This window comes from Pseudogemmobacter lacusdianii, assembly GCF_030848395.1.
Taxonomy (GTDB): Bacteria; Pseudomonadota; Alphaproteobacteria; order Rhodobacterales; family Rhodobacteraceae; genus Pseudogemmobacter; species Pseudogemmobacter lacusdianii.
Window position 1 is genome coordinate 42,645 of the sequence record NZ_JAVDBT010000002.1, and the last position, 13,283, is coordinate 55,927.

General features: G+C 61.2%; 10 protein-coding genes. 1 reads left to right on the plus strand and 9 read right to left on the minus strand.

Annotated elements, in window-relative coordinates:
* Together Q9295_RS01940 and Q9295_RS01945 are read right to left on the minus strand one after the other, a co-directional pair.
* Entirely contained in the window at positions 1 to 1,089 is a 1,089-nt protein-coding gene (locus Q9295_RS01940) for an ABC transporter substrate-binding protein (protein ID WP_306678815.1), read from the minus strand.
* A 17-nt stretch (positions 1,090 to 1,106) separates the two neighbouring features.
* Positions 1,107 to 1,805, minus strand: coding sequence for a GntR family transcriptional regulator (locus Q9295_RS01945; protein ID WP_306678816.1), 699 nt, complete (start codon positions 1,803 to 1,805; stop codon positions 1,107 to 1,109).
* Between the two features lie 135 nt (positions 1,806 to 1,940).
* Between Q9295_RS01945 and Q9295_RS01950 the strand changes: the two genes are divergently transcribed.
* Positions 1,941 to 2,927, plus strand: a complete 987-nt coding sequence (locus Q9295_RS01950; protein ID WP_306678817.1) for a D-cysteine desulfhydrase family protein — start codon at positions 1,941 to 1,943, stop codon at positions 2,925 to 2,927.
* Positions 2,928 to 3,036: 109 nt separating this feature from the next.
* Here Q9295_RS01950 and Q9295_RS01955 read toward each other — a convergent pair whose 3' ends face one another.
* From Q9295_RS01955 to Q9295_RS01985, 7 genes are all read right to left on the minus strand, one after another.
* Positions 3,037 to 4,776, minus strand: a complete 1,740-nt coding sequence (locus Q9295_RS01955) for a PKD domain-containing protein (RefSeq protein ID WP_306678818.1) — start codon at positions 4,774 to 4,776, stop codon at positions 3,037 to 3,039.
* A 122-nt stretch (positions 4,777 to 4,898) separates the two neighbouring features.
* Entirely contained in the window at positions 4,899 to 7,043 is a 2,145-nt protein-coding gene (locus tag Q9295_RS01960; RefSeq protein WP_306678819.1) for an IPT/TIG domain-containing protein, read from the minus strand.
* A gap of 212 nt (positions 7,044 to 7,255) precedes the next feature.
* On the minus strand, positions 7,256 to 9,529 hold the full coding sequence (locus Q9295_RS01965; RefSeq protein WP_306678820.1) for a S9 family peptidase: 2,274 nt from the start codon (positions 9,527 to 9,529) through the stop codon (positions 7,256 to 7,258).
* 2 nt (positions 9,530 to 9,531) lie between these two features.
* Positions 9,532 to 10,488 carry an oligopeptide/dipeptide ABC transporter ATP-binding protein gene (locus tag Q9295_RS01970; protein WP_306678821.1) on the minus strand — a complete coding sequence of 319 codons (957 nt, stop codon included), beginning with the start codon at positions 10,486 to 10,488 and terminating at the stop codon, positions 9,532 to 9,534.
* On the minus strand, positions 10,485 to 11,483 hold the full coding sequence (locus Q9295_RS01975; RefSeq protein WP_306678822.1) for an ABC transporter ATP-binding protein: 999 nt from the start codon (positions 11,481 to 11,483) through the stop codon (positions 10,485 to 10,487). Before Q9295_RS01975 ends, Q9295_RS01970 begins: the two co-directional genes overlap by 4 nt.
* Positions 11,480 to 12,355, minus strand: a complete 876-nt coding sequence (locus tag Q9295_RS01980) for an ABC transporter permease (RefSeq protein WP_306678823.1) — start codon at positions 12,353 to 12,355, stop codon at positions 11,480 to 11,482. Before Q9295_RS01980 ends, Q9295_RS01975 begins: the two co-directional genes overlap by 4 nt.
* Complete coding sequence (locus tag Q9295_RS01985; protein ID WP_306678824.1) at positions 12,339 to 13,283, minus strand: ABC transporter permease; 945 nt, start codon at positions 13,281 to 13,283, stop codon at positions 12,339 to 12,341. Before Q9295_RS01985 ends, Q9295_RS01980 begins: the two co-directional genes overlap by 17 nt.

Below are 13,283 nucleotides of genomic sequence, written 5' to 3' on the forward strand. Positions count from 1 at the left end.
TCAAGAGGCTTTGATCTCGGCCACAGCCACGTCGATCAGCTCGTATTTCAGGCCCGAGGCCGTGGGGCTTTCGAAATGGATGCGCTTCAGGTCTTCGTCTGAGAAGGCAAAGATGGCCTTCTCGGCCTCGGTCATCGGATCGGCAAAGCCGCTGAAGGTCGGCAAAGAGCCGCTCGAACGGGCGATCTGGGTGCCGATCTCGGGCTCCGAAAGGAAGGCGTCCAAGAAGGTATAGGCGGCTTCGGCATTCGGGGCATGCCGGGCGATGCCAAGGCTGCGCACAAAGCCAAAAGTGCCTTCTTTCGGGATGCGGAAGCGGAACGGCATCTCGCCGTTCAAAAGCCGCGCGGCCTCGCCAAAGCTGATCTGGCCGACATCAATCTCGTCATTGATGAAAAGCTGCTGCTGCTCGGTCGAGCTTTCGGTGTATTTCAGCAAGATGCCCTTATTTGCGATCACGAAGTCGCGGGCTTGGTTCACCACGTCCTGCGCCTTGGCGCGGTCGTCGATGTAGGAGTTAAAGGTGATGTCATTGCCCTGATAGGCAATCGCCAGACTGATCGCATCCAGCACCACATAGCTCACGCGGCCCGCAAAGGCCTCGTTGAACAGGCTGCCCCAGCTGCTGCCGTCTTCTTCGCTGACAAGATCAGGATTGCTGCCCAGACCGGTCGCGCCAAGGGCAACCGGAACGCTCCAAACATCGCCATCCGCTTTCAGCCAATCGGCCTCGCTGTAGATCGGGTTCAATGCCGACCAACCGGGCAGACGGCTCACATCAACCGGAGCCAGCAAATCGCTGCCGCGGAATTGCGGGATGCGGTGCGCCGCAACCGTGCAGATATCCGTCACCGGGCTGGAGGTCTCGGTGACCATCGTGTTGAACTGCTTGCCTTGGTCGGCGACGATACGGATGTTCAGGGTGATCCCCGTCTCCGCCTCGAACTTGGCCTTGAAGGCATCGGGCACATGGCCAGCATAGGTCATGATATTGACCTCTTGGCTCTTGGCGCGCGCGATCGCCGGGGCGAACAGTGACAGCGATGCTGCGGCACCTGCAGTGCGCAGGATGCTCCGTCTTGAAATCATTTTCTTCTCCAGTTGGTTTAACCTGCGACCAGCTCCGCACCGCGAAGGGATCGACTTTCCAGCGCAGCCTTGCGCACCTGCTCGTAGCTATGGTCGAGCAGGTCCGTGGCGATCTTTTCCGCTTTTTCAGGATCAGGCGCGGTCAGCGCCTCCAGCAGGGCCTCATGCCCATGCGACCATTCTTCCGAGCGGCTTTTCAGGCGGAAGCCCAGATACAGGATCCGCGCCGCCTCATCATGCAGCTGCTCAACCATCCGGCCCAAGCGCGGCAGCCCTGCCGCATAGCCCAGCGCCACATGGAATTGACGGTTGGCCTCAAGAAAGGCCAGCTCCCCCTCGATATCACCCGCCGTGTACGAAGCCCGGCACAGTTGATCCAAAGCGCGCAACCTTGGCTCATCGATCCGGCCCGCCGCCAGACGAACGGAATAGGGCTCAAGCCGCCGGCGCAGCATGAAAACCTCATCAATATCGGCAAGCGTCAGCGGCGCGACCTGATGGCCCGAGCGTGCGCGCGGGACAATCAGCCCGTCCTGCGCCAACCGCGTCAGCGCCTTGCGGATCGAGGCGCGACCAAAGCTGTAACGCTTTTCAAGCATAGCCTCAGACACCGCAGCACCGGGCGCAATCCGCGACAGAACGATATCGCTCTTGATCGAACGATAGGCGTCTTCACCGGCCGGGAGGGTTTCAGCACTAGGGGGTTCAACATTCATATCTGCATCTTCATGACTGGCATCTGACATGTCAAATGTAAAAATTTAACCTATCAGATTGGGGTTGATTGGAATATCAGTCTCTCTGCGCCCCACACCTTAGGAAGCGCATTCTCTCTAACTACGGAACGTCAGATGATACCGAATCGCCCCCGCGTGCGCCTTACAAATGGTCCAACCCCGCTGGAACATCTGCCAAGGCTTTCGGCGCATCTTGGCGGGCCCCGGATCTTGATGAAACGCGATGATTCTCAATCACTTGGTCTTGGCGGAAACAAGATCCGCAAGCTTGAGTTTCATCTTGGGGCGGCGCTTGCAGCCGGCGCGACCGAGGTCATCACCACCGGAGCGCTGCAATCAAACCACGCAAGGCTCACCGCCGCTGCCTGCGCCAAACTGGGGCTGAACTGCCATTTGATTCTGAAGCCCGCCGTGCCGCGCGACAATGTTGCCTATACGGCAAACGGCAACCTCGTGCTCAATGCTTTGGCTGGTGCGCAGGTGACTTGGGTTGAGGCAAAAGCCGACAGCTTGGCCGAGATGCATGCGCTTTCCACCCGCCTCGAGGCCCAAGGCCGCAAGGTCTGGATCGTGCCAATGGGCGGCAGCGACGCGCTTGGCAGCCTTGGCTATGTGGTCGCAGCGGATGAAATTTTGGACCAAACCGCCTCCGAGGGCAGCCCTTCGGCCGTGGTGGTGGCCAGCGGCTCTGGCGGCACCCATGCTGGGCTTTTGGCCGGCCTGACCCAGCGCGGCTTTGCCGGGAGCCTTGAGGGCGCTTGCGTCTATGAGACGGCGCAAGGCCAGCTTGGCAAGGTGCAGCGCCTTACGGCCGAGACCTTGGCCCTGCTCGACCCGGACACCCCCCTGCCCGCAGGCGCGGTGCGCTGCTGTGACAGTCAACTTGGCCCGGCCTATGGCATCCCAACCCAAGCCATGCACGAGGCGCTCAGTCTGGTCGCCCGGCTTGAAGGGATCTACCTTGATCCGGTTTATTCAGGCAAAGCAATGGCTTGGCTAATCGCCAATATCGCGAAATGGTCACGCGATGAAACGGTGGTCTTTGTCCACACCGGCGGCAGCCCGGCGCTCTTCGCCTATCCCGAGATCTTCCTCGGCTGACGCCTCGCCGCGTCGCCTCCACGCAAGGCTCAGCCCAGCATCGACCAGCGTGTCTTTCCGGCACGCTGGCCTCCCCCTCTGGCAGCCCCCCGCCGCTTTCGATGCACCCTCAGAAGCGGTAATTCACCATCAGATCCAGCCCCAGCGCCCCCTTCTCGCTTGCGCCAATCCCATCATAGCTGGTGTTCAGCATGACAGTCGCGCCATTGCCAAAATCCCGCGAGATGCCAAGGTCGAGCCGACCGCGCAGGCTGCTTTCCGACAGCCCGCCCGCCTTCTCCTTGGCATGGATCGCCGAAACACCACCCGAGATCCAGCCCATCCCCCGGCGAACCGTAAGCGGCGCTTCAAAGTCGATCCCGGCACTGGCCTCGGTCAGGCTCATCCCCCCGGCCGCAATCGTGTTACCCAGACTGTCCACATAGGACGGCCGGTCCTCGGCCACCCGCGCCAGATCCAACCTTGGCCGCAGCTTCAGCCGCTCCCGGCTGATCTCGCCCACCAATGATACGGTCAGGAGGTCGCGGTCACTCGTCACGCTGTCGATATAGGTGCCAAGCGGGCTGATCTCGAGATCCACCTGCCCTGCCAGATATGAGGCCGACATCATAAGCCCGCTCTCACCAAGCCGCGCGACCACATAGGGGCCGGCCAGCCAGCCGTTGCCTTCAAGACTGCCGATGCCATCCTTCATCAGCCCCTGATCCATCTGCACCATCGCACCAAGGATCAATCCGTCAAAGCGCAGCACATGCGCCCCCATCGCGCCATGCAGATAATGATCCAGCGCCGCGTCGCCATTGCCCCAGCGCCCACTCAGGATCATCCAGACCGATTTGTCGGGATCGGTGGCAATGTCAAAACTCAGCGCCGTGCCCTTGGTAGACACCGACAGCGCGCCGCCCTGCCCTGACAAGAACAGCGTCAAATCGGGTTGCGAGGCCAAAAGCGCTTGGTTCCGCGCCAAGGCCTCATCCTGCAAAAGCTCCTCGGTCTCTTCCGTCGCGGCCAAAGGCACCACGACAGAACTGGCCCCGAGGCTCTGGTTCCCGGCATTGTCCTGCGCCGCGCCCGCAGCCACGCTGATCTCAACGCTGCCCGTACCGGCAGCCTCGACGGTCACGCTATAAAGCGCATCCGCCCCGGAAAAGCCGGTGATCTCCCCATGTCTCACCACAATATCACTGGCGGTAAAGCCGGTGACCGGCTCGCTAAAGGTCAGATCCAGCGTGAAAGACCCACCCGCAGTGATCTCGGCCGGCATACCGGTCATGGTCAGGCTTGGCGCGTTCAGATCCGCGACGGTGATCGTCACCGTATCACTATGCTCCCCACCAGCCCCGTCCGAAACGGTCAGCGTAAAGACCAAACTCTCAGAGGCAACACCCATAGCCAGCGTCGGCGCTGTAAAGCTCGGGCTGCTGCTATCCGCCCCGGTCAACACCACCGCGGGCCCAGACTCTTGCACCCAAGAATAGCTCAGAACCTGCCACAGATCCGGATCGGTGGAGCCTGAACCATCCAAACTTACCGCCGCACCCGAAGCGACGCCTGTCTGGTCCGGCCCAGCATCGGCGGTGGGCGCAGTATTAACCGCCACGGTAAAGCTTTGCTGCACCCGCTCTGCATCGGCATAGACAGTATTGTCGCCCAGCTGATCGGCATTGATCACGCAGGTCCCGGCAGAGGTGAATGAGATATCCTCGCCAACAATCGCGCAAACCGCCGCCGCGCTGGCATCGATCGACAGTTGCACCGGATTTGCCGAACCGCCCCCGGTGGCTGCAACCCGATAGGGCAAGTCGCCCACCAAAGCAGGGTTTGGCGCCACCGAGGTAAATTCAATCACCTGCGGCTGCTTGATGACTTGTATGGTCGGGGACAGCTTGCTTGAAGTATAGTAGTTCGCATTGTCGAACATCATAGCCACGAGATAGCAATCGCCCTCGGCTATAAATTTGATCTCATTGCCTAAGGCTGTGCAAACTTCAGTCGTGACGCTATCGAAAAAAAAACCGGCCTCATAGAGTGCGCACCGGTCATGCCCGGCGTAAATGGCTCACTATTCACAAAGACCTGTTTGGGCCAATTGCCGGGAAAGACAATCTCCTCTCCTCCCTTGCCAATGCTAAAGGTCTGAACGACCGGCTCGGCGGGAAGGTAATTCACACCGCCGGGCTGGTTTGCGTTCACCTCACAGGTGCCCGCCGCCAAGACCGTCGCCTGGCTCCCCAAGACCGAACATACCGCAGGCGAGGCTGAGGTGAATGTAACGCCTAGGCCAGAGGTCACGGTCGCGTTCAAGGGAACCACTTGGTTGGGCACAAAGCCAATAATGTCGGCTGGATCGCTGAAGACAATGGACTGCGCGGCCCGAGCGATCGTGAAACTTCGGGTCACGGGCTGGGCATCATTGTAGGCTTGATTGCCCGGCGCATCTGCAGTCACGCTACAGGTGCCGGCCGACACGATCAGCACAGCCTCCCCTAAAACGTTGCAAACCTCAGGCGTGGTCGAGACAAGTGCAACCGGCAGACCTGAGCTTGAAGTCGCGATCAAACCAACCTCAAGGCCTACCGCATAGACGGTGTCCGTCGGCGCATTGAAGGTGATCTCTTGATCGGCCAGACCAATCCCAAAGCTCTGGCTGGCCTCAGCCGCCGCATCATAATTCGTATCGCCCGCTTGGTTTGCCGTAACCGTGCAGGTGCCGCCCTGCAAAACCGTTGCCGTATCCCCGTCGACCGAACACACCGTTGGCGTGGTCGAGCTAAAGCTGACCCCCAGCCCCGAGGTTGCGGTTGCGTTTAGGGTCACCCTTTGGTTTGGCGTAAAGGCCGCGATATCTGCAGGATCGGTAAAGCTGATGCTTTGGCTGGCCTTTGCAATGTCAAAGCTTTGGCTGGTGGGCGTGGCAGCAGAGTATGACCCATCGCCCTCCTGCTCTGCAGCAATCACACATTGGCCCGCCGCCAGTACAGTGGCCGTCGATCCGGTAACGCTACAGACAAGCGGCGTCTCAGAGCGAAACCTGACCAGCAAGCCAGAGCTTGCCGTGGCCTCAAGCAGCACTTGCTGGTTCGGCACGAAAGCAGCGATATCACTGGGATCGGTGAAACTGATCTCCTGCGTGCCCTGATAGCTGAACGTCATGCCCGTCTGACTTGTGCCCTTCGGCGTTGTGACCAAAACGTCCACATGGGCTGGACTTCCGTCCAAGCGCGCCGGGGCCTGCGCCACGATCTCGGTGTCTGAGACCTGCCTAAAGCTGCCAGCATCCAGCGCCCCAAAGGTGACGCTTGATGCGCCTGTAAGCCTTCGTCCGGTGATCGTCACCTCAGTCCCGCCTAGGACGCTGCCAGCGTTGGGCGATAAACTCTCAATGGCGGGCCCAGCGTTATAATGCGCGATGACCCAGCTTGAACTCTCGTTCATATCTCCCCCGGGGCCAAACACAGCCCCCTTAGGAAGACCGATCACGATCATCCCGCTTTCGGTCATGCCGGTCAGTGTAAGCACATATGAACTGCCTGAACCGCTCAAATGTCGGGTCAACGCGTCGACATCATGGATGTTCGAAATGTCGAAAGCCTCACCGTCCAACCCGCCGACATCTTCACTGAAGGTAACATCGAAGATCAAACTCTCGCCAACTTGCGGCCGTGGCACGACCGTCACCGTCAGCTTTTTCTTGACGATATGGGCTGAGCCTGTGGCCATCTGCACCATACAATCGCCCTTCGCATTATAGTCGGCACTCGGCATATGCGTGCCTTCCGACAGGTCACTGATCTTAAAGCTCGCTCTTCCTGTTGCGCTGCCCTCCGCGTCGGGAACCAACTCCACCTCCTCGAAATGGGTCCCTAATCTCAGCAAAACGGTGCCGCGCGGCATCAAGCCAAAGTTGCATCCAAGCGAGGTACTTACGGCCAGAACCGTCACCTCCTGCCCTGGCGTCGAGGGGTTGGGATAGGTGGTTACTGTGAGGGAGTTATTGACCTCGACCTGCGCATAAACAATGCGCGGAACCAAGGCTAATGCAATGAAAATGCTAAATGAAATAAATATCAGAGCATAAGATATGTCGCGAAATGCCGAAAGAAATCCATGACGCATAACCCAACGCCCCCACCTAAATTTCGACACAATTAAGGTGGCCAGCGCCAAATCTGTCAACACGCTAATAAATTACGTTGCAAAATGCGCCAATGGGCCGACTCATGATTAAACGCGCATGAGCCTAAAATTTTATGTTCTGTCGCCACTCTCGGCTTTAAAGCACAAGGCGAAGTGCCCCGCCGCACAACAATCTGCGCAGGCTTAGGCCCTCACGCCAGAACGGCGCAACCCAATTTCTGCGTCAGATAGCGCAAAATGCGCCGGATCACCCAAGGGTTGCTTTTGAAACTAGCATGATCGTCATTGGGCGTCAGCAAAAGATCGAAATTCTTGCCCGCAAGCTCCAGTGCTTTCGCCAATTGCAAAGTGGTGGATGGCAAAACATTTTCATCCATATCGCCATGCCCCAGCAGCAAATGCCCCTGCAAGCGATCCGCCAATAACGCATTGGCCACACTATCGTAATTAGAGCTGCCATCCGCATAGCGGATCAATTCGCCCTGCCATTTCTCGGGCCAGCAGCGGTTATAGCTGCGCAATTCATGGCTTCCGGCGGTGGAAACCGCGACCTTATAAACCTCGGGCCAAGCGAGAATCCCGCGCGCGGCGGCGTGGCCCCCGGCGGAATGGCCCATGATCGCGATCCGCGTCAGATCCAGCCAAGGGCGCCCGGCCCCCAGCTGCGGGAAGGCCGCCACATGGTCGCTTAAGAACCCCGGATCGGCCAGATTGCCATGGCAGAGCTCATGAAAAGCGCGCGAGCGATAGGGCGTGCCGCGCCCGTCCATCATCAAAACCGCCATCCCCGCCGCCGAGGCCGCTTGCGCCCAAGCGATCTTCGTCAGCTCATCATGCGGCAAGGCGGCGCGCGGCGCTTGAATGCATTGCGGGCCGGGATAGACCAGATCGAGCAGCGGATATTGCCGCGCCGGATCAAAGTCGCGCGGCCGCCAAAGCATACCGAAAAGCCGCGTCAACCCATCCGCCGCCAGAAGTTCAACCCGCTCAGGCAAGACCAAGGGCAGATCGCAACCACCCTGCTCCAACTCCGCCACCCGCGCGCCATCCGCTACCCGGCAAAGCCAGCTTTGCCCGAGCCGCGCCGCATCCGCCGTGGTCACCACGATATACCCACCATCCGGCGACAGGCCCGAGGCCAAGGGCCCATTGGCGCCATTGGCCTCAAGGATCTCGGCCCAACCGAGATCGCGCAAGACGGGCGCATGATCCCCCGGTTCTGGCGTCAGCACCCGCATGGCACCGCCATCCAAACCCGCCACACAGACCCGGCGCTGATAGGGGTCCGCCGCGCCCTCGCCTGCGCCTGCAAGGAAGATCACCTGCCGCTGCGCCGTATCGACGCCCAGCAGCTCAACCACCGGCCAATCACCTTTGGTGATCTGTGCCTTCACCGCACCTGTCGCCAGATCGCAGAGATAAAGATGCGCAAAACCATCGCGTTGCGAGAACCACACCAACTCCCCCGAACCATCCAGCACCCGGATATTCGGCATCGCCCCATAGGCCAGATTGACCTCGACAAAGGTCTCGGCCCGCTCGGAAATCACCCGCCGCGCCGCACCCGTGGCGCTATCCGTCTCAACCAAAGTGATCTCGCGCTCATAGCGGTCATGCTCAAGCCAAAAGACCCGGCCACTGTCGCCGCTCCACCACGCCTCGCGCTTTTCCAGCCCCGAGGTCTCGGTCACATCGGCAGGCCCGCAAGGGATGATCCGCCCGGTCTCAATCTCAATCACCGCCTGATGTGCAATCGGCAGCTCGGTATCCCCCGCAAAAGCGTTGCGCATCTCGTAAAGCTTCGGCGCGAAACTGCCATCTTCCGGCACGTTTTGCACAATCGGCACCCGGCGCACGGCGCGTTCATCCAGCTGATAGGTAAAGATTTTCCGCGAATCCGGCGACCACAGCGCAATCGGCGGCAGCCGCAAGCCGCGCCGCGCGATCAAGATCGTCTCAAGACTTTGATCGGGCGATTTCGCCCATTCGAAATGCGGCGCGCCCGTATCGGTCAAGCGCCGCTCCGCCCCGCCCAAGGCTGGCCGCAACCAAAGATCACCCTCCCTGCGGCTTAGAACCCATTTCCCATCCGGCGACAGGCTCTCATCATCGGCATGCGGGCGCGCAGGTAGGCTCTCCAACTGCCCCACATCCCCCCGCCAAAGCCAGCGCCTGCGCCCCTGCGCCAAGCCAATGGTCTCACCCTCAACCGAAGTGATCTCCAAAGCCGCAAAAGCCGCCTCATCTTGCAAGGCCGCAGCCACCGCCGCGCCGTCAAACGCCGCCCGCTTCTCACCCGTGGCCGCCTCGACCAACAGATATTCAACGCCCGTCGCCCCCTCACGGCGATACCAAAACCGCCCCGCGTCCAGCCAATGCGGCGCGACGCTCAGGTTATGGCAAGCAGCAGGAAACACGGTCGGCAGGCGCGCTTCGACCGCAGGGGACAGCAGCAGATCAGTCATCGTCAAAGGCCTTGCAGCGGATGGTGGCAGGTGAAACGGCGGCCCGGCTCCGTCACGGGCAGCGGGGCGCGCAACCGGCAATCGGTCTGCACGAAGGGGCATCGCCCGTGGAACTCGCAGCCCTTGGGGCGGTTCACCAGACTGGGCACCTCGCCCTCAAGATCGATGCGTTTGTGCCGCGCGGCGGGGTCGATGATCGGATTGGCCGAGAGAAGCGCCGCCGTGTAAGGGTGCCGCGGCTCAGCATAAATCGGCGCGGTCTCGCCGATTTCAACGAAACGCCCCAGATACATGATCGCCATCCGATCCGCGACATGGCGCACCACGTTAAGGTTATGGGTGATGATCAGCAGCGACAGGCCCAGCTCCTCGCGCAGCCCGTTCAAAAGGTTCAGCACCTCGCTTTGCACCGAGACATCCAGCCCCGCCGTGGGCTCATCCGCGATCACCAGACGCGGCTTCAGCGTCAGCGCCCGCGCCACGCCCACGCGCCGCGCCTGCCCGCCCGAAAGCTGGTGCGGATGCCGATCCGCAATCTCGGGCGCAAGACCCACCAGCTTCAGCAGCCGCTCCACCTCGCCCTCGGGGCAAGGCAGGCCGTGGATGCGGAACGGCTCACGGATCAGGCTGCGCACGGTGAAACGCGGGCTAAGCGAGCTGACCGCATCTTGGAAGATGAAGGCAATCTCGCGGCGCAATTTGCGGTGATCGCGCCGCAAATCCATCACCTCACCATCAAAGCGGATATCGCCGCTGACCTCACCGCCCAATCCGGCAATCGCGCGCGCCAAAGTGGTCTTGCCCGAGCCGCTTTCGCCGACCAAGGCCATCGTCTCACCCGCCGCCAGATCGAAGTCGACCCCGGCCACCACATCCAACCGCCCCTTGCCGCGCAGCCGCGACAAAAGCCCACCGCTGCGAAAGCCAACCGTCAGATCGCGCACCTGCAACAGCGTCATGGCAAGATCTCCAGTCGCGGCGCCTGCGGGTAATGGCAGCGCACCAGATCCGAGCTGGCAGCGCTATGGTCAGCGGGTCTTTGCATGCGACAAACATCATCCGCACGCGGGCAGCGCGGGGCAAAGACGCAGCCCTCCGGCAGGTCGATCAGATCGGGCAATCCGCCGCCAATCGCGGGCAAATGCCGCGTTGTTTCAACGATCTGCGCTGGATCGCAGGCGAAAAGGAGCTGCGTGTAAGGATGCCGCGGATCGGCAAAGACCGGCCCCACCGGCCCGCTTTCCACAAGCTCCCCGGCATACATAATGTCGATGCGGTCACAAAGCTCCGCCACCACGCCCAGATGATGGGTGATGAACAGGATCGCGCAGCCGATCTCTTGCTGCAATTCGCGCAAGAGGTTGATCGTGGCAATCTCCAGCGTCGCATCCAGCGCCGTGGTCGGCTCATCCGCCACCAACAACGCCGGCTCCGCCATCAAAGCCATCGCAATCGCAATCCGCTGCCGCATCCCGCCCGAGAATTCATGCGGATAGCGGTCGATCTTGCTTTCCACATCCGGGATCCGCACCCGCCGCAGCATTTCAATCGCGCGCTGCCGCTTTGCCGCCCGGCTTTCCTTGCGGCGATGCTGGATGTCGATCATCTGCCGCGCGATGGTCAGCACCGGGTTCAGCGCCGTCATCGGATCTTGAAACACCACCGAGATGCGGTCGCCCAACAGCTCCGCCATGCCATCGGGACCAAGCGCCACGAGATCCTGCCCCTCAAACAAGATCCGCCCCGAGGTGACCCGCGCCGCCCCCGGCATCAGCTGCAAAATCGCCTGCATCAGGCTCGATTTGCCCGAGCCACTCTCGCCGACCAGCCCGACAATCTCGCCCCGTCCAATGGTCAGGCTCACATCGCGCAGCGCCAATAACTCACCATGCGGTGTGTCATAAGACAGGCTCAACCCCTCGACGCTCAGCACAGGTTCCGCAGATTTCATCATCGTTTCGCCAGCTTCGGATCAAAGGTGTCGCGCAAAGCCTCGCCCAGAAAGGTGAAGCCAAGGGCTGTGACAACGATGGGCAGCCCGCCCGCCACCACCATCCAGACGCTGTCGCGGATGTAGGAAAAGCCATCAAAGAGGATGGTGCCCCATGAGGGCGTCGGCGGCCGCACCCCCATGCCCAGAAAGCTCAAGCCCGCCTCGATCCCGATCACAATCGGAATATCCATCGCCGCCAGAATGAGCAGCGGCCCAAGGATATTCGGCAGCACATGGAAGAACACGATGCGCGGGAACCGCGCGCCAATCGCCCGCTCGGCCTCGATAAAATCGGCGCTGCGCAGGGCCAGAACATGGGTCCGGGTGATCCGCGCATAGCCCGGCCCATTGACCAGCACCACCACCAGCACCACCGCCCAAAGGCTCGGCCCGGTATAGGTGATGAGCAGCAGCGCCAGCATCACGGTGGGGATACTGTTCATCGCATCCATCACCAGCAAAAGCACGGAATCCAGCCAGCGCGGCCCAAACCCCGCCAAAATCCCCAGCACCAGCCCCACGATCAGCGACAAAGCCGTCGCCCCGATCGAGATCGCCAGCGCGATCCTTGCCCCATGCACAACCCGGCTGAACAAATCGCGGCCAAGGTTATCGGTGCCCAGCCAATGCAGGCCCGTCGGCGCCATAAACCGATTGACGGGGTTCAGCTTTGCCGGATCCCACAATGCGAAATCCGCCAGCAGCGCCGCACTTACCGTCAGAACGATCAGCACCAGCCCCGCCAGCCCCAAAGGGTCCGAGACCAACCGCGCCAGCGCGCTTTTCGGCGCTTTGCGCCGCGTCTTTGCCAAGGGTTCAGCGGGTGATGACATTGCGAACCCTCGGATCCAAAAAGGCGATCAACAGATCGGCAATCAACCCGATCAGCACGAAAAATGTCGTGGTCACCAGCACGGTGCCGGTCACAATCGGATAGTTTCGGTTGGCAATCGCATCATAGACCAGCTTGCCCACGCCGGGCCGCCCAAAGACAATCTCGGCAAAAACCGCGCCCGAGATCATCTGGCCAATCCCCATGCCCAGCACGGTGATCGTCGGCAGGATCGCAATCCGCAGCACATAATCATGCATGATCTTGCGCCGCGAAATGCCAAAGGCCCGCGCCGTGCGCACATGGTTCTCGGCCATCACCTCCAGCATCGAGGCGCGCAGGATCCGCGACAGATAGCCAATCCACGCCAGCCCCAGCGCGATCGAAGGCAGCACCAAACGCTGCAACTTGCCCGCAACGCCCTCGCCCGCGCCAATGGCCGGAAACCAGCCAAGGCTGATCGAGAAGATCAGCAGCAAATAAATCGCGATCACGAAAGACGGCACCGCCATGACCGAGACCGCCAAGACCGAGGACACCCGGTCAAAGGCCCCGCCGCGACGGCTCGCCGCCACCACGCCCAAGTAAATGCCGGGGATCACCGCCACCGACATCGCCCCCGCAATCAGCATCAGCGTGTCAGGCAGCTGCGACAGGATCACCCGCAGCACCGGCGTGCCCGAGATCACATCCTGCCCCAAATCCCCGCGCAAAATCGCGCCGTAATAGCGCAGAAGTTGCTCCCAGATCGGCAGATCAAAGCCCAGCTTGATGCGGTAAGCCTCGATCATCGCCTCGCTGGCCCGAGGGCCCAAAGCGCTGCGCACCGGATCGCCCGGCACGGCATGCATCATCACAAACATCGCCGCGATCACCGTGAAAATCACGATGATCGCAAGCGTTACGCGCTTCGCAACATAGGCCAGCAT